At 70.5% G+C, this 16,751-nt stretch carries 16 protein-coding genes and 2 tRNA genes; 15 read left to right on the top strand and 3 right to left on the bottom strand.

Annotation, left to right across the window (positions count from 1 at the left end):
- Positions 1 to 36 precede the first annotated feature (36 nt).
- Together ACGFZK_RS34625 and ACGFZK_RS34620 are read right to left on the bottom strand one after the other, a co-directional pair.
- The gene (locus ACGFZK_RS34625) at positions 37 to 1,209 is read right to left on the bottom strand and encodes a glycosyltransferase (protein ID WP_393852787.1); all 1,173 of its coding nucleotides are present in this window, start codon (positions 1,207 to 1,209) and stop codon (positions 37 to 39) included.
- Positions 1,206 to 4,085, bottom strand: a complete 2,880-nt coding sequence (locus ACGFZK_RS34620; RefSeq protein ID WP_393852786.1) for a CDP-glycerol glycerophosphotransferase family protein — start codon at positions 4,083 to 4,085, stop codon at positions 1,206 to 1,208. Before ACGFZK_RS34620 ends, ACGFZK_RS34625 begins: the two co-directional genes overlap by 4 nt.
- A gap of 183 nt (positions 4,086 to 4,268) precedes the next feature.
- On the opposite strand from ACGFZK_RS34620, the gene ACGFZK_RS34615 reads away from it, so the two are divergent.
- The 7 genes from ACGFZK_RS34615 to ACGFZK_RS34585 all read left to right on the top strand — a co-directional run bounded on the left by ACGFZK_RS34615 (position 4,269) and on the right by ACGFZK_RS34585 (position 10,865).
- Positions 4,269 to 5,282 carry a glycosyltransferase family 2 protein gene (locus ACGFZK_RS34615; RefSeq protein WP_393852785.1) on the top strand — a complete coding sequence of 338 codons (1,014 nt, stop codon included), beginning with the start codon at positions 4,269 to 4,271 and terminating at the stop codon, positions 5,280 to 5,282.
- Positions 5,279 to 5,710: a GtrA family protein gene (locus ACGFZK_RS34610; protein WP_393852784.1), complete on the top strand. Its 432-nt coding sequence runs from the start codon at positions 5,279 to 5,281 to the stop codon at positions 5,708 to 5,710. Before ACGFZK_RS34615 ends, ACGFZK_RS34610 begins: the two co-directional genes overlap by 4 nt.
- Before the next feature lie 79 nt (positions 5,711 to 5,789).
- Complete coding sequence (gene proB / locus ACGFZK_RS34605; protein WP_393852783.1) at positions 5,790 to 6,917, top strand: glutamate 5-kinase; 1,128 nt, start codon at positions 5,790 to 5,792, stop codon at positions 6,915 to 6,917.
- 44 nt (positions 6,918 to 6,961) lie between these two features.
- Entirely contained in the window at positions 6,962 to 7,420 is a 459-nt protein-coding gene (locus ACGFZK_RS34600) for a hypothetical protein (RefSeq protein WP_393852805.1), read from the top strand.
- A 300-nt stretch (positions 7,421 to 7,720) separates the two neighbouring features.
- Positions 7,721 to 8,998 (top strand): glutamate-5-semialdehyde dehydrogenase, encoded by a 1,278-nt coding sequence (locus ACGFZK_RS34595; protein ID WP_393852782.1) that lies wholly within the window; start codon positions 7,721 to 7,723, stop codon positions 8,996 to 8,998.
- A gap of 77 nt (positions 8,999 to 9,075) precedes the next feature.
- Entirely contained in the window at positions 9,076 to 9,636 is a 561-nt protein-coding gene (locus ACGFZK_RS34590; protein ID WP_393852781.1) for a hypothetical protein, read from the top strand.
- A gap of 68 nt (positions 9,637 to 9,704) precedes the next feature.
- Complete coding sequence (locus tag ACGFZK_RS34585; protein WP_393852780.1) at positions 9,705 to 10,865, top strand: hypothetical protein; 1,161 nt, start codon at positions 9,705 to 9,707, stop codon at positions 10,863 to 10,865.
- Here the strand turns inward: ACGFZK_RS34585 and ACGFZK_RS34580 are convergent.
- A complete protein-coding gene (locus tag ACGFZK_RS34580) occupies positions 10,849 to 11,937 on the bottom strand; it encodes a M48 family metallopeptidase (protein WP_393852779.1) in 1,089 nt (362 codons plus the stop codon). The two genes, ACGFZK_RS34585 and ACGFZK_RS34580, sit on opposite strands and share 17 nt — an antisense overlap.
- Positions 11,938 to 12,077: 140 nt before the next feature.
- Between ACGFZK_RS34580 and ACGFZK_RS34575 the strand changes: the two genes are divergently transcribed.
- The 8 genes from ACGFZK_RS34575 (at position 12,078) to ACGFZK_RS34540 (ending at position 16,671) form a co-directional block, all read left to right on the top strand.
- A complete protein-coding gene (locus ACGFZK_RS34575; protein WP_361953218.1) occupies positions 12,078 to 12,245 on the top strand; it encodes a hypothetical protein in 168 nt (55 codons plus the stop codon).
- 56 nt (positions 12,246 to 12,301) lie between these two features.
- The gene (nadD, locus tag ACGFZK_RS34570) at positions 12,302 to 12,919 is read left to right on the top strand and encodes a nicotinate-nucleotide adenylyltransferase (protein ID WP_328790472.1); all 618 of its coding nucleotides are present in this window, start codon (positions 12,302 to 12,304) and stop codon (positions 12,917 to 12,919) included.
- A 25-nt stretch (positions 12,920 to 12,944) separates the two neighbouring features.
- Entirely contained in the window at positions 12,945 to 14,660 is a 1,716-nt protein-coding gene (locus tag ACGFZK_RS34565; protein WP_393852778.1) for an LCP family protein, read from the top strand.
- 119 nt (positions 14,661 to 14,779) lie between these two features.
- Positions 14,780 to 15,226 (top strand): ribosome silencing factor, encoded by a 447-nt coding sequence (rsfS, locus tag ACGFZK_RS34560; protein ID WP_030008628.1) that lies wholly within the window; start codon positions 14,780 to 14,782, stop codon positions 15,224 to 15,226.
- Positions 15,223 to 15,879, top strand: coding sequence for a histidine phosphatase family protein (locus ACGFZK_RS34555; RefSeq protein ID WP_393852804.1), 657 nt, complete (start codon positions 15,223 to 15,225; stop codon positions 15,877 to 15,879). The genes rsfS and ACGFZK_RS34555 overlap by 4 nt, the downstream gene beginning before the upstream one ends.
- Positions 15,880 to 16,002: 123 nt before the next feature.
- A tRNA-Ala gene (locus ACGFZK_RS34550) sits at positions 16,003 to 16,075 on the top strand.
- Positions 16,076 to 16,219: 144 nt separating this feature from the next.
- On the top strand, positions 16,220 to 16,453 hold the full coding sequence (locus ACGFZK_RS34545) for a hypothetical protein (RefSeq protein ID WP_008738908.1): 234 nt from the start codon (positions 16,220 to 16,222) through the stop codon (positions 16,451 to 16,453).
- A 145-nt stretch (positions 16,454 to 16,598) separates the two neighbouring features.
- Positions 16,599 to 16,671 (top strand) — tRNA-Ala (locus tag ACGFZK_RS34540).
- Positions 16,672 to 16,751: the final 80 nt, after the last annotated feature.

Here is a 16,751-nt window from a genome sequence, read left to right as displayed (position 1 = left end):
GCGGGCTGCTTCGCGTTCGTGCCGTGAGCGGTGCGGTCAGCGCTCCAGGAAGGAGAACAGCGCTTCCCACCGGTCGGTGATCTCGGCGCTGGAGTAACGCTGCACCGAACGGAAGGCGTTGTCCCCGAGCCGGTCGCGCAGCTCACGGTCGGACATCAGCACGCGCAGGTGCCCGGCCAGCTCCATCGTGTTGCCCAGCCGGGCCAGCAGCCCGTCCTCGCCGTGGTCGACGATCTCCCGGACGCCCGGTGCGCAGTCGAAGGCGGCCGCCGGCACGCCCGCGGCCATCGCCTCCAGCAGCGTGATCGGGAATCCCTCGGCCCGTGAGGCCTGGGCGAAGACCGAGGCCCCGCGCAGCGCGCCCAGCACGTCGTCCGTGCTGCCCATCCACTCCACGGAGTCGTCCAGGCCCAGGGAGGTGCAGTGCGCCTTCAGCGTCGCCTCCTCCATGCCCGCCCCGTAGATCCGCAGGGTCCAGTCGGGGTGGTGCGGTGCGACGTCCGCCCACGTGTCGAGCAGCAGGTCGACGCCCTTCTCGAAGGCGAGGCGGCCGACGGACGCCACGACCTTCTCCGTGCGCGGAGCGGGGGTGCCGGGCATGAAGGGCAGCGGGTTCGGCATGCTGCCCACGTTCTCCATGCCGGAGCGGATCCACAGGTCCGCGTCCTCGGCGGTCAGCACCAGCAGCCGGTCGACCTGCGGGTAGAAGCGGCGCACCCGCTCTCCGCGGGTGGACTTCTGGCTGGCCTCGAACGACTCGTGGCTCATCCCGATGACGCTGTGGCCCTTGGTGTCGGCGAGCGCCACCCACTCCATCGCCCAGATCTGGGTGACGATGACGACACCGCCCGGCCGGGCCGCCCGCAGCAGCTCGCTCAGCTGCTCGGCCTTGACCCGCATCTGCGCCCGCCGGGCCGCCTGACGGCGCCGCTCGGGTGCGTTCAGCCGGCCCTTGATCCCGCGCAGCCGGCGTGCCGACGGCGGGTGTGCGTCGTAGAGCGTGGTCATCTCGTACGGCAGGCCCTGCGGCAGCTTCTGCCGGATCTCGTCGGCGACCGGCGCGATGCCCACGATGTGCACCCGGTGGCCGCGGTCGGTGAACTGCCGGGCCATCTGGTGCGACCAGGTGGTCACACCGCCGATCTCGTCGACGTTGTTGGAGACGATGAAGATGTCACGGCCGCCCGGGGTGGCGGTCTGCTGGCTCACTTGCCGCTCCTGGTGAAGAACTTCTCTACGATCTGGCGGGCCGCGTCCCCGCGGTCGTACTCGCCGAACTCGGCGAGGAAACGCTGCCGCGCCTGGGCGTACTTGACGTCCGCCTCCTCGAAGGCGGCGAGCGCCTGGAGGAGTTCGTCCTCCGTCGCCACCACCGGCCCCGGAGCCTTCTCCTTCAGGTCGAAGTAGGTGCCGCGGATGTCCGTGGCGTACTTCTCGTAGTCGTACGCGAAGAACAGCATCGGCCGGTCCAGGACCGCGTAGTCGAACATCACGGACGAGTAGTCGGTGATCAGACCGTCGGCCAGGGCCAGCAGCGGGGTGATGTCGTGGTGCCGGGACACGTCGATGACGCGGCCCGCGACGGACGGCGGCAGCGAGACGCTGTTGAGGTAGTGGGTCCGCACCAGCAGCGTGAACCGGTCGCCGAGCCGGTCGGCGAACTCCTCCACGTCGAAGGGGAAGGTGAAGCCCTCCACCGCACCGTCCGCGCCCGCCCGGAAGGTCGGCGCGTACAGCAGCACCTTCTTGTCCGGGTCGATGCCGAGCTCGCCCGCGAGCGGGCCGCGGACCCGCTCACCGCTCTGCGCCTCTTCCCGCTGCGCCTCGACCAGGGCGTCGTTGCGCGGGTAGCCCGTGCGCAGCAGCACCTCGTCGCGCAGCCGGAAGCCCTTGGCGAGCGTGCGGGTGTCGTGCTCGGAGCGGATCAGGAAGTGGTCGAAGCGGTCGACGGCCGCCTGGAAGCGCGCTTGCCCCGCCCGGCCCTGGGCCTTGGTCCGGGGCTCGTGGAAGCCCATGCGCTTGAGCGCCGAGCCGTGCCAGGTCTGGATGTACGTGGTCCCCGGGCGCTTGGCCAGCGCCAGCGGGAAGCCCTGGTTGTCGACCCAGTACTCGGCCTGGGCCAGAGCGCGCAGGTACGGCCAGCTCCAGCGCTTGACCAGGGTGGCCTCCTTGGGAAAGCCGGTGGGCTTGGAGCCCGCATACGACCAGATCGCCTCGAACGGGGCGCCCTGGCGCACCAGCTCCTCGTAGATCGCCTTGGGGCTGTCGCTGTACTGCTTGCCCATGTGGCTCTCGAAGACGACCGTGCCCTTCTTGATCGGCAGCTTCGAGAAGACCTCGTGGTAGAGCTTCACCTTCTGCTCGCCGGAGCCGATGTTCCGGCGGGCCCGCAGTGCCTTGCGCAGGCCCCGCTTGACCACGCCGGCCGCCTTGCCCTGTATGGCGTTGTTGATCAGCGACTGGGTGCGGACGGCGGCGGCGCCCTCGGCGCTCAGCACGTAGCTGAGGTTGCCCTTCTTGGTCATCTCGGGCCCGAAGCGGTCCGAGACCAGCCGGGTCAGCCGCGGGCGCACGCGCAGCCGGGTGGCCGAGTCCAGGTCGACGCCGCCGACCGAGACGCGGGTGGTGATCCGTTCGCCGCCGGCGGTGAGCTTGAGGCGGACGTCCCAGACGGCGTCGATGATGCCGAGCGGGCGGACGGTGTTCGCGACGTCGGCGGTGACGGTCCACTCAATCGTGTCACCGGCGTGGCGCACGGTTGCCACCGGGAAGCTGAAGGACCGTACACCGATCTGCCGACGTGCCCGGAACTCGAGCGAGGCCTTCAGGTCGGCGTCGTCCGGGATCCGGCCCAGCGGGTTCACGACGGAGCCGGACAGCGTGACCGTGCCGCGGCCGTCGTCCTCGTAGGAGGTGAGGCGGTTGCCCACGGTGAGGGAGTTGAGCGGGGTGGTGTGGAAGGCCTGCTCGGTGACGTCCAGTATCCGGCGGGCCTCGGCACCGTCCGGTCCGTCGATGTGCTGCGCGCACCAGTAGACGCGGCCGTCACGCTCGGCGAGCGGGGAGGTGAGCCGGCCCTTGTTGGTCATGGCGTCGGCGGCGGGGAGCAGGTTGTCCCAGTCCTCCTTGCCCAGCAGGTACGCGCAGATCGCCTGGAGGTACGTGACGTTCTCGTACGCGGCCGGGTCGATCCCCGCGAGGTAGCCGTTGGCGAGGCGGGCGAACTCCTGGCGGTACTCGTCGCTCAGCAGCGGCAGGTCGCGCAGGTGCAGCACCAGGTCGTGCTTGAGGAACTTGGCGTCCTTCGCGGACTTGATGTCCGTGTGTCCCTTGGCCGCCAGCAGACGGTCGACGCGGCGGTGGATCTCCATCCGGTGGACGAAGTTCGCGATCTCGTGGCGCCGGTTGCTGATCGACTTGGCCGCGGCCTTCTCGACCACGTTCCAGAAGTAGACGTGGTTCGGGATCAGTGTGATGCGGCGGGCCGCCACGTAGGCCTGCGCGGAGAACAGCAGGTCCTCGTAGTGGATCCCGACCGGGAACTCCAGGCCCTGCTCCAGCAGGAACTCGCGCCGGTAGCACTTGTTCGTGGAGAGGGTGTCGTAGACCAGCAGGTCGGGGTACTCGGTGATCGATTCCAGCGTGCGCGTGCGCGAGTAGATCCAGGGGTACCACTCGGTGGTCTTGCCCCACCGGTTGTCGAGGTGCACGCGTACGCACATGCCCGAGACCAGGTCGGAGCCGGTCCGCTCGGCGGCGTCCAGCATGTTCCGGCACGCGTTGCGCTCCAGGACGTCGTCGCTGTCGAGGAACATCACGTACGTTCCGGTGGCCTGCTGGATGCCGTGGTTGCGCGGCGCACCGCAGCCGCCGCTGTTCTCCGGCAGCTGGAAGGCACGCACTCTCCCCGGGTGCGCGGACTCCAGTTCCTGGGCGACCGCGTACGAGCGGTCCTTGCTGCAGTCGTCGACGATCACGACTTCGACACTGTGCAGGGTCTGGTCCAGAACCGACCGGACTGCTGTCGGCAGACGCTCTGCGTCGTTGTAGACGATGACGACCACGGAGACGTCGGGCACGTGCACCTCGATCCCTTCGTTTCGTTACGTTGAGCTGATTCCGCTTATCTCGTCAAAGCTACCGTGTGCCGCCCTCGACTCCCGCAGCCCGACTCCCCTGAGACCCTCGCCGTGCATACTTCTAAGGAAGAGGTGAGAGGCGGGTCCGGTCGCCGACAATCACCCGTTCGGACCCAGCAGGAAGTGTTCATGACCAAGCTGTCCGTAGTTGTCCCTTGCTACAACGAAGAAGCCGTCATCGACAGCTTCGACGTGGAGATCCGAAGGGTCCTGGACGCCCTCCCCGTCGAGTACGAGCTCTGCTACGTCGACGACGGAAGCCGCGACGGCACCCTCGACAAGCTCCGGAAGATCGCCGCGGAGTACGGCGACCAGACCCGCTACGTCTCCTTCAGCCGCAATTTCGGCAAGGAGGCCGGCATGCTCGCCGGCCTGCGCGAGGCCACCGGCGACGCCGTAGTGATCATGGACGCGGACCTCCAGCACCCGCCGGAACTCATCGCGACCATGCTGGAGCACTACCGGCAGGGACACGACCAGATCATCGCCCGCCGCACGCGCGAGGGTGACAAAAAACTCCGTTCCGCCCTCAGCAGCCTCTACTACCGCGGCGTCAACCGCTGGGTCGACGTGGAGCTCACCGACGGCGTCGGCGACTTCCGCATGCTCTCGCGCCCGGCCGTGGACGCGCTGCTGTCGCTGCCCGAGTACAACCGCTTCTCCAAGGGCCTGTTCTCGTGGATCGGCTTCGACACCGTCCACTTCGACTACCGCAACGCGCAGCGCGAGGCCGGCGAGACGAAGTGGAAGTTCGGCTCCCTGCTGAACTACGGCATGGACGGCCTGATCTCCTTCAACAACAGGCCGCTGCGGATCGGGATCTGGTTCGGCGTGTCGCTGGTCGCCCTGACCGGTCTGTACGCGCTGTGGATCACGATCATGGCCATCACCAACGGCGTCGAGTCCCCGGGATACGTCACGCTTGTGGCCATCATCACGGGCCTGGGCGGCGTACAGCTGATCATGCTGGGCCTGATCGGCGAGTACATCGGCCGCATCTACTACGAGACCAAGCGCAGGCCGCACTTCCTGGTGAAGGAGTCGCACGGAGCGCAGCCGCTCCCGCGGACCGAGCGGACCGCGCAGGCCGCGCAGGCCGCGCAGGCCGCCGAGCCGACGATCGTGGAGCGCAGCGCCCGATGAGCCGCAGGGACCAGCTCGGCCAGATCTTCCGCTTCGCCCTCGTGGGCGGGGTCAACACCGGCACCTTCTTCGGCATCTACCTGCTCCTGCACCCGTGGATGCCGTACTTCGCCGCCTACTCGCTCGCCTTCGTGCTGGCGATGGTCGGCTCGTTCTTCATGAACACCTACTTCACCTACCGGACCCGGCCGACCTGGAAGAAGTTCCTCCTCTTCCCGCTGACGAACGTCACCAACTACGTCATCCAGTCCGCCGGCCTCTACGCGCTGGTGACCTGGGCCGGAATGGACACCCGGATCGCCCCGCTGGTCGCGGCGGTCGTCGCCATCCCGTTCACCTTCCTCCTCTCCCGCAAGATCCTCGTCCCGGGCGCGGCCCGGGCCGAGGAGGCCCAGCACCTGGAAGAGGGGGCCTCGTCCAGGGTCTGAAACCGCCGAGCAGCCCCGCGCGCCCACCCCGTAGATTGAGGCGGCAGGCTTTTTGGGCACCAGGGGCAAGGGGACAGACGTGTCAGCGGCTAGGCAAGGTGTCGTGGACGCCCGCAGGATCGTGGTCAAGGTCGGCTCCTCCTCCCTGACCACGGCGGCCGGCGGACTCGACGCCGACCGGGTGGACGCACTGGTCGACGTCCTTGCCAAGGCCCGCAGCGGAGGCGAGAAGGAGATCGTGCTCGTCTCCAGCGGAGCCATCGCCGCCGGACTCTCCCCGCTGGGCCTGCGCCGCCGCCCCAAGGACCTGGCCCGGCAGCAGGCCGCCGCGAGCGTCGGGCAGGGGCTGCTCGTCGCCCGCTACACCGCCTCCTTCGCCCGGTACGGCGTCCGCGTCGGCCAGGTGCTCCTCACCACGGACGACACCAGCCGCCGCGCCCACTACCGCAACGCCTACCGCACGCTCGACCAGCTGCTCGCCATGGGCGCCCTCCCCGTCGTCAACGAGAACGACACCGTCGCCACGGACGAGATCCGCTTCGGCGACAACGACCGGCTGGCGGCCCTCGTCGCCCACCTCGTCCGCGCGGACCTCCTCGTCCTCCTCTCGGACGTGGACGGCCTCTACGACGGCGACCCCTCCCAGCCCGGCACCACCCGCATCGAAGAGGTCCGCGGGCCCGAGGACATCGCACACGTCACCATCGGCAGCGCCGGCAAGGCGGGCGTGGGCACCGGCGGCATGGTCACCAAGGTCGAGGCGGCCCGGATCGCGGCCGCCGCCGGGATCCCCGTGGTGCTGACCTCCGCGAGCCAGGCCGCCGACGCCCTCGCCGGGCGGGGGACCGGCACGCTGTTCCACTCCACCGGGCGCCGCTCGGCGGACCGGCTGCTCTGGCTCCAGCACGCCTCGACCCCGCAGGGGCACCTGGTCCTGGACGACGGCGCCGTCCGCGCGGTCACCGAGCGCGGCAGCTCGCTGCTGCCCGCGGGCATCGCGGCGGTCGAGGGCGACTTCGTCGCCGGGGACCCGGTGGAACTGAGGTCCGCGGACGGCCGGGCCGTCGCCCGGGGCCTGGTCAACTTCGACGCGAAGGAGCTTCCGCAGCTCCTGGGCCGCTCCACTCGCGAGCTCGCGCGGGAACTCGGACCCGCGTACGAGCGGGAGGTCGTCCACCGGGACGATCTGGTCCTGCTGGAGGGCTGAGGTTCGGCAAAAGCTCAGCGCGGCGGCTCGTGGACTGGTCAACTGTGAAGGGCGGGCGGACCCCGCGTGGCGGAGACAGGAGGCGGCTGGTGAGACGAGCGCTGACCAGCGTCGGCACGGGGGACGGTGACGGCGGCGGTGGCGGGGAGGAGCAGGATCACGCATCGCGCCTGTGGCACGTGACCCTGAGCGTCTCCGGCAAGCCGGCCCCGCTGTCCGAGGTCCGGCGCGGACTGGAACAACTGGCCCACGACCACCCGTTCCTGCTCACCAGCCGGTACGCCGACGACCACGCGGAGATCCGGTACTGGGAAGAGGCCCGCGACCTCCACGACGCGGCGGCCGTCGCCCTGCGCCTGTGGGGCGAACACCGCTCCTCGGCGCAGCTCCCGCCCTGGGAGATCGTCGGCCTGGAAGTCATCGACCGCGCCACCTACCACCAACGCGTGGCCGAGGGCTACGGCCCACCCCCGGCCCACCCGGTGGGCGTGCACCCCTACTGAACGCGCCCCTCTTGAACGCGCCCCTCGCGCGGCTCGGCCCGGCCTGCATCCTTCAGCCCGTCCGGCGTTCGAGGACCGGGTCCGGGGCACATTCCAGCCCCGCCGGCGTTTGAGGCGCGGGGTTCGGGGCGGAGCCCCGGTCCCGCGGCTGCCGCCGGCCTGTGCCCGCACCCGTCACCGACCGGTACCGGCCGAGGGGAGGGGGCGCAGCCCCGGCCCTCCCCGCCGACCCGGCCGGAGGCCGTCTCGCGGGGTGAAACCCCCTCCGGCAGGGGCCGCGCCGGGGCTTACCCTGGCGGCATGACCTCGCTCGATGCCGCCACCTCGCCCGTCCTCGCCACCGCGCAGCGGTCCCGCACGGCCGCCGCCACCATCGCCCCACTCCCGCGGTCCGCCAAGGACACCGCCCTGCTGGCGATCGCGGACGCGCTGGAGGCCCGTACGGCCGAGATCATCGCCGCCAACGCCGTGGACACGGACAAGGCCCGCGCCGCCGGCACCAGCGAGACCGTCATCGACCGCCTCACCCTCACTCCCGAGCGCGTCGCCGCCATCGCCTCCGACGTCCGCGACGTCGCCGCCCTCCCCGACCCCGTCGGCGAGGTCGTCCGCGGCAGCACCCTCCCCAACGGCATCGACCTCCGGCAGATCCGCGTCCCGCTCGGCGTCGTCGGCATCATCTACGAGGCCCGCCCCAACGTCACCGTCGACGCCGCCGCCCTCTGCCTCAAGTCCGGCAACGCGGTCCTCCTGCGCGGCAGTTCCTCCGCCTTCTCCTCCAACACCGCGCTCGTCGCCATCCTGCGCGACGCCGTCGAGGCCGCCGGCCTGCCCGCCGACGCGATCCAGCTCGTCCCCGGCGAGTCCCGTGACTCCGTCCGCGAGCTGATGCGCGCCCGCGGCCTCGTCGACGTGCTCATCCCGCGCGGCGGCGCCTCCCTCATCAAGACCGTGGTCGAGGAGTCCACCGTCCCCGTCATCGAGACCGGTACCGGCAACTGCCACGTCTACGTCGACGCCCAGGCCGACCTGGACATGGCGGTGGACATCCTCGTCAACTCCAAGGCCCAGCGGCCCTCCGTCTGCAACTCCGCGGAGACCCTCCTCGTCCACCGCGACATCGCCGGCGCGTTCCTGCCGCGCGCCCTCGACGCCCTCGCCGACGCCGGCGTCACGGTCCACGGCGACGCCCGGGTCCTCGCCGCCGCCGAGGGCGGCAAGGTCACCGCCCTGCCCGCCACGGACGAGGACTGGGCCGCCGAGTACCTGTCCTACGACATCGCCGCCGGTGTCGTGGACTCCCTCGACGACGCCGTCACCCACATCCGCCGCTGGACCTCCGGTCACACCGAGGCGATCGTCACCACCTCCCAGGCCGCCGCGCGCCGCTTCACCCAGCTGGTCGACTCGACCACGGTCGCTGTGAATGCATCCACTCGGTTCACGGACGGTGGCCAGTTCGGCTTCGGCGCCGAGATCGGCATCTCCACCCAGAAGCTGCACGCCAGGGGCCCGATGGGCCTCCCCGAGCTGACCTCCACCAAGTACATCGTCACCGGCGACGGTCACATTCGGTAGTCGCCCACTGAGCGCGGTGTGGCCGGAATTCGGCGCACACCCTGCCCAAGGAGGCCCCCCAGGTCTAGGCTGGTCCTGTGCCGGACGACGTGGGGGGCAAGCCGTTCCCGGACGACGGGGAGCCCGACGACGACCGCGGAGGCGCGGATCACGACTTCGCCTCCGTGGTGTTCGACGAGGCCTTCGTCCGGAACGCCGAGATCCATGAACCGAGCGCCGCCGAGCGCCAGCGGGCGGCCGACCGAGCGCGCGCGGAGGCCGAAGCAGCCCGTGCCGTCGCCGGCGGCTGGACGGGCGACGACGACTACGACGGCTACGGTTACGGCCACCCCGATGGGTACGACGACGACCACGGCTGGGACCACGACCGGGGCCACGGGTACCCGGACGGCGCCTACGGTCCGTACGGGGCCTACGGCGGCAGTCTGCGCCCCTACCGCGGCCGCGCGCCCTGGCTGCGCCCGGTCGCCTGGGTGCTCGCCTTCGTGATGGGCCTCGGCATGGTCGCGCTCGCCTTCAGCGCCGTCTACCGCAGCGCCTCGGGCGAGGCGGACCCCGCTCCGGCTCCCGCCAGCACCCCCAGGGGCGAAGTCACCGGCGTCGGCGCGTTTACGTACCCCTCCGTTCGCCAACCCTGAAGGTACGACCCCACTCGCATACGCCGGAGCTGGGGGCTTCTCTGAAGCGGGGACAGCGGGGAGAAGCGATGGCCGTGCCAGGAGATCCACCCAACAGCACCCCCGAGGGCATGGGCGGGGGCGACGACGAGTTCCGGGCGGACGAGTTCCGGTCGGACGAGTACCGGTCGGTGGTGTTCGACGAGAACTTCGTCCGGGCTGCCCGGCTCCAGGAGTACTCCGCGCAGGAACGCATGGGCGAGCACGCCCGCGCCGTACGCAGTCGCTCCCTCTGGTCCGGTGCCGGCTCCACGACCCGGACCAGCACCCCCGGCCGGGGCGCCCGGCAGGGCATGCTGCTCGTGCTGCTCATCGCCACGGCCTTCGCCGTTGCCGTCTACATGGGGTTGCGCAGCCCCTACGTCCCCCCGCCCGGGGGGCCCGCCCAGGCGCTCAGCAGCACCGTGGTGCCGCTGGCGCCGACCACCGCGGTACCCGGCGGCCGGCCCGCCGACCTGTACGCGCACAGCCCCGCCGCCGACTACCGCGTCGGGGCGGCGGGCATCACCCTGCCCGCCGTGCGCCGCACGCACCACTTCACCGACGCCCAGATCGTCACCGCGCTGTCCATCGCCAAGGACTACCTCGTGCAGTCCTCGCTGGACCCCGACATCCTCGCCGGAGCGGCCTCCCGCCCGGTGCGCGTCCTGCTCGACCCCGACCAGCTGGCGCAGTTCGACCGCAGCATGACCTCGCCCTCCGGCGACGGCCGTCACGCGGCCACCGGGTGGCTGGTCCGCTTCGACCAGGCCACCGCGGTCATGGCCGACTCCCGGGTCCGGGTGAGCGGCACGCTCGCCTTCGAGGAGGTGGCCCCGGACGTGCTGGAGGTCACCACCGACCACACCTTCGTGTACGCCGTACGCCCGGCCACCGGAGTCCCGGCCGCGGCCGACGGCGCCTCGCTCTTCACCGTCCGGCGCGAGCTGCGGCTGCACTTCGACCGGGAGGACCTGGGGACCCGGCGGCTGGAACTGGCCTCGGCCTACGTGATGGCCGGGCCGCAGGACTGCTCCGCCGACCCGGCCGGGTCCTTCCGCCCGCTCCTGGCGGGAGCGGGCCCGACCACGGTGGGCCCGGCCGCGAGCGACCCGTACGCCAGCGGCCAGCCGCGGCGCTCGGCCGGGCTGTGCGGCGTACTGGCCCCGCCCGCGACCCCGCAGGCCGATCCCGTCAGCCCTGCTCCGTAGCCCCGCCCTTGCCCTCGGGCCCGGTGGCGGTGCCGGATCCGCCCCCGGCACCCGCGCCGGTGAACTTGTCGCGGAGCTTGCCGCCCAGGTCGCCCGCGCCGCCCGCGATGTCGCCCACCAGCTTCAACAGCGGATCCTTGCTGGTGCGCACGGTGTCGGCGTAGTGCGCGGCGGACTGGCGGAAGGAGTCGGTCACCGAGGTGTCCTTGTCGTCCTCCCGCCGCGGGTAGTGACCGTCCATGATCCGCTGGTGCTCGCGGCTCTCCGCCCACTTCTTCAGCTCGGCCGCCCGCACCGTGGTGAAGGGGTGCGTCCGGGGCAGCAGGTTGAGGATCTTCAGCACGGAGTCGCGCAGATCGCCGCTCGACTCGTACTCCTCGGCCTGGGCCAGGAAGGCGTCCACGTTCATCTCGTGGAGGTGGTTGCCGCCCGCGATCTTCATCAGCCCCCGCATCGAGGCCTGTACGTCCTGCCCCACCAGCAGCCCGGCCCGGTCGGCCGAGAGCTCCGACTTGCGGAACCACTCCCGCAGCGCGGTCACGATGGTCATGATCGCCACATTGCCCAGCGGGATCCACGCGACCTTCAGCGCCAGGTTGGTCAGGAAGAGCAGGATCGTGCGGTAGACCGCGTGCCCCGACAGTGCGTGGCCCACCTCGTGGCCCACCACCGCCCGCATCTCCTCCTCGTCGAGCAGCTCGACGAGCCCCGTGGTCACGACGATGATCGGCTCGTCCAGCCCGATGCACATGGCGTTGGGATTCGGGTCCTGCTGGACGTACATCTGCGGGACCTTCTCCAGGTCCAGGATGTAACAGGCATCGCGCAGCATCGCGTACAGGTGCGGGAACTGCGTCTCGCCCACCCGCACCGACTCCGACAGGAACAGCAGGCGCAGGCTCCGCTCCGGAAGCAGGCCGCTCAGAACCTTGAACACCGTGTCGAAGCCGCTCAGCTTGCGCAGCGCCACCAGCGCGGAGCGGTCCGCGGGATGCTCGTACGCCCGCGATGAAATACCGGGGAACCTCCTGCGGTCCCGCGCGGGTACCTTCTCGAACCCTGTTTCCGTCATAGCGCCCTCCCCTGGATGGACCTGGTCGACCCTGCGTCTATCCTCTCCAACGCCTGAGTCGGCGTGAGCGTGCCCCAGGCCCCCGCATACGATGTGAGCGAAGTCTCCGCCCGCTCCCCGACTCGATAGGTACCTGCCTGATGAGCCTCTCCTCCACCGCCCACAACCTGGTCGTCCTCGCCTCGGAGGGGGCCGAGCAGCACGGCGGCAACCACGACAGCCTGAACCCGTACCTGACCGGTGGCGGCGCTTTCGTCATCCTGATGCTGATGCTCTGGGTCACCACGCGCCTGAACCGCGACCGCTGAGTCCCGCCGAGACCGCCGGGACCGCTTCGTCCGCCGGGCCAGTAGGCTCTGCGCTCATGGGAGAGCAGGAGATGCCTACCGGTCCGGTCAAGCGCCGGCTCGGCGTGATGGGCGGGACATTCGACCCGATCCACCACGGACACCTGGTGGCCGCCAGCGAGGTGGCCGCCCTTTTCCACCTCGACGAGGTGATGTTCGTGCCGACCGGCGAGCCGTGGCAGAAGTCGCAGCGGGCCGTGTCGCCCGCCGAGGACCGCTACCTCATGACGGTCATCGCCACGGCCTCGAACCCGCAGTTCTCGGTCAGCCGCATCGACATCGACCGCGGCGGACCGACGTACACGATCGACACCCTGCGGGACCTGAAGGCGCAGAACGACGACGCCGACCTGTTCTTCATCACCGGCGCCGACGCGCTCGCACAGATCCTGACCTGGCGGAACGCCGAAGAGCTCTTCTCGCTCTCGCACTTCATCGGAGTCACCCGGCCGGGCCACGTGCTCACCGACGACGGACTCCCCAAGGGCGGTGTCTCCCTGGTGGAGGTGCCCGCGCTCGCGATCTCGTCCACAGACTGCCGTGCGAGGGTCGCCCAGGGGGACCCGGTCTGGTACCTGGTGCCGGACGGTGTCGTGCGTTACATCGACAAGCGTGAGCTGTACCGGGGAGCCTGAGCTTCCGGAAGAGAGGGGCCCCGCGGTGAACGACCGACAGGATCCGTACGACCCGTATGCCGCCCAGGAACAGCAGCTCGTCGGCTACGACGCGTACGGGCGGCCGGTGTACGGCCAGGTGCCCGCGCAGCCCGCCCAGCCCGCTCCGGCTGCCCCGCAGCAGTACGAGCAGCCGTACGACCAGCAGCAGTACGGCTATGACTACCAGGGCTACGGCCGGCAGCCGCAGCAGCCGTACTACCCGCAGCAGCAGCAGCAGCCGGCCGCCCAGGAGTACGGGCAGCAGGACTACACCCAGGCGCCCGGCTACGGGTACGACACGCAGCAGACCCAGCAGTGGATCCCGCAGCAGAGCGCCCCGGAGCCCCAGGCCCCCGCCGAGCGGCCGGCCGACCGGGTCCCCGAGCCCCGCCGGCCCGACGGCGCACCGGCCGGCGAGCCGGGAGACGCGTCCGGTGGCGGGTCCGAGGCGGACCGGGACTACCGCACCGAGATGTTCTCCTTCATCGACCAGCCGGACGAGGACTCCGAGGACGTCATCGACTGGCTCAAGTTCACCGAGAGCCGCACCGAACGCCGCGAGGAGGCCCGCCGCCGCGGCCGCAACCGGGTGGTGGCGCTGATCGTCGTCCTGGCCCTGTTCGTCGTCGGCGGCCTCGGGTACCTCTGGTACGCGGGCAAGCTGCCCTTCCTCGACGGCCCCGGCGAGAAGAAGTCCGGCGCGACGGCCGACGCCGCGGCGCAGAAGCGGGACATGATCGTCGTCCACCTGCACAACACCAAGAAGGGCGGCACCTCCTCGGCGCTGCTCGTCGACAACGTCACCACCAAGCAGGGCGCCACCGTCCTGCTGCCCAACACCCTCGCCGTCGCCGGCCAGGACGGCACGCCGACGGCGCTCGGCAAGTCGGTCGAGGAGGGCAGTCTCGGCACCCGCGAGGCCCTCGACTCCGTGCTCGGCACCCACATCGGCGGCACCTGGCGCCTGGACACCCCCTTCCTGGAGAACCTGGTCGAGCTGGTCGGCGGCATCGAGGTCGACACCGACGCCGCGGTCCCGGCCGACGACGCGGCCAAGACCCCCGCCGTGGCCCAGGGCCAGAAGCAGAGCCTGAGCGGCCCCATGGCCGTCGCGTACGCCACCTTCCGCGGCCAGGGCGAACCGGAGGCCAAGCAGCTGGAACGCATGGGCAAGGTGCTCCAGGCGGTGCTGCGCAAGGTGCCGAGCGACCCGAAGGCGGCGGCCGTGACCGTCGAGAGCATCGGCCAGATCCTCGATCCGGCACTGAACGCGCAGACCCTCGGGGCCCTGCTGTCCCGGCTCGGCGAGCACGCCAAGGTGGGCGCGTACCGCACCGACGTCCTCGGGGTGAAGCCGGACGGTGCGCTCACCGACGAGGCCAACAAGAAGGTCGTCAAGGAGGTGCTGGGCGGCTCCGCCGCCGCGGCGCAGCCCGGCGCCGCCCCGCGCGTCGGCCTCAAGGACGCCACCGGAGACGAGAAGACGCAGGTCGCGGCCAAGGCGGCGCTGATGAACGGCGGCTACACCTTCGTCGACGGCGGCAAGGCCGACAAGCCGGCGGCCACCTCGCAGATCACGTACCAGGACGACGCGCAGCGGGACCGCGCGATCGAGGTCGCCAAGACGCTGGGCCTGCCCGAGACGGTCGTGAAGAAGGCCGAGAACACCGTGAACGCGGAGGTCGTGGTGATCCTGGGCAAGGATTACAAGGCGTCCTGACCAGGCTGTGGAGCGGCCCCGAAGGGGGTTTTCGCCCGCGCGGGACGTTCCGCGCGGGCGGTGTCGGCGGTACATGAGACCCTTGTAAGGATCTGCCCGCCAACCCGAAAGCATGGCCAGTGACCGCCACGGACCGCTCCATCGAGCTCATCACCGCCGCCGCCCAGGCCGCGGCCGACCGGCTCGCGCACGACATCATCGCGTACGACGTCAGCGACGTGCTGTCGATCACCGACGCCTTCCTGCTCGCCTCGGCGCCCAACGACCGCCAGGTCAAGTCGATCGTCGACGAGATCGAGGAGCGCCTGCTCAAGGAGCTCGGCGCCAAGCCGGTGCGCCGCGAGGGCGACCGCGACGCCCGCTGGATCCTGCTCGACTACGTCGACATCGTCGTCCACGTCCAGCACAGCGAGGAGCGTGTCTTCTACGCGCTGGAGCGCCTGTGGAAGGACTGCCCCGAGATCGAGCTCCCCGAGGACGCGAAGCTCACCATCGGCAAGGCCGAGGAGCACGCCAAGCTGCGCGAGGCGGCGGGCGACGACGAACTGGACGGTGATCTGTTCTGAGCGCGACCACCTCGGGCAAGTCCGGCAGGAAGATCGTCCTCTGGCGACACGGCCAGACCTCGTGGAACCTGGAGCGCCGCTTTCAGGGCTCCACGGACATCGAGCTGACCGATGCGGGTGTGGCGCAGGCGCGCCGCTCCGCGCGGTTGCTCGCGTCGTTGCAGCCGGATGCCATCGTGGCCTCCGACCTCCGGCGCGCCTCGGACACGGCGGCCGAGCTGGCCGCCGTCACGGGACTTACGGTGTCGCGGGACGCGGCGCTGCGCGAGACGTACGCCGGCGAATGGCAGGGCCTCACGCACGACGAGATCCTCGAGAAGTACGGCGAGCAGTACGCGGCGTGGAAGCGCGGCGAGCCGGTTCGCCGCGGCGGCGGTGAGCTGGAGACCGAGGTCGCCGATCGCGCCGCGCCGGTGGTGCTGGAACACGCCGCCCGGCTGCCGCAGTCGGGCACGCTCGTCGTGGTCAGCCACGGCGGCACCATCCGTACGACGATCGGGCGCCTCCTCGGCCTCGACTCGTACTACTGGGAGGGCCTGGGCGGGCTCTCCAACTGCTGCTGGTCCGTCCTCGGTGAGGGCGCGCGCGGCTGGCGTCTGCTGGAGCACAACGCCGGCACGCTGCCGGAACCGGTGCTCGGCGACGACGACTGAGCGGCTTTCTGCCGCTCCCCGGCGGGGCTGCCACCCGGATTTCACTTTCCGGCTGGTCACAGGCTAGAGTTCTTCTTGTTCGCAGCGCGGAACACCGGAGACGGGGGGAGCGCAGCGGAGAGCGGGGCTATAGCTCAGTTGGTAGAGCGCCTGCATGGCATGCAGGAGGTCAGGAGTTCAATTCTCCTTAGCTCCACAATCAGGATCCCGTCCCCAATGGGGGGCGGGATCCTTGCTTTTGCACCCTTTACGTTTGCTGACCTGGCCCGCACCGGCATGGCAGAATCGGGACCGCCGGAGGGGGAGACGACGGCCCGACGCGGGAGGGAGTCGCTGACGGATGGGTGCACACCGGCGCCGGTGCGACTGGTGCAACAACGGCACGCCGATCGTGCGGGACATGGACCCGGTCAACCCCGACTACCAGTACTGGTGCGAGGAATGCGCGCGGGCGCTGATCATAAAGGGCGACCCGATCGAGACGTACCGTGAGCTGGAAGGGGAGCCGATCTACGGGCGGCTGCTCGACGAGCACTGCACGCTCAAGCGGTTCTACCAGTTCGCGCGGGCCTGACAGCGCGAACGCGACAAGTTGGCTTAAATCGGGCATGGCCTGAGGTCGGTGGAAATCGATTTTTGGACCAGGGCCATGACCGTGTAATGTTTGGGACGTCGCCAAGGGGGACCGGCAAGGGAGACCGAAGCGGCAAGCACAACAAGGGGCTATAGCTCAGTTGGTAGAGCGCCTGCATGGCATGCAGGAGGTCAGGAGTTCAATTCTCCTTAGCTCCACAGTGAAGAAGCGGGCCACCCCGTTAGGGTGGGCCCCGTCTAGTTGTTTGCCCCGGCCCGGAAAGGCAGATCGGCGCGAA

The organism is Streptomyces sp. NPDC048257, assembly GCF_043201855.1.
In the GTDB taxonomy this organism is placed as follows: Bacteria; Actinomycetota; Actinomycetes; order Streptomycetales; family Streptomycetaceae; genus Streptomyces.
The sequence above is the reverse complement of the archived record's forward strand: the minus strand, read 5'-3'. Positions and strand labels throughout refer to the sequence as shown.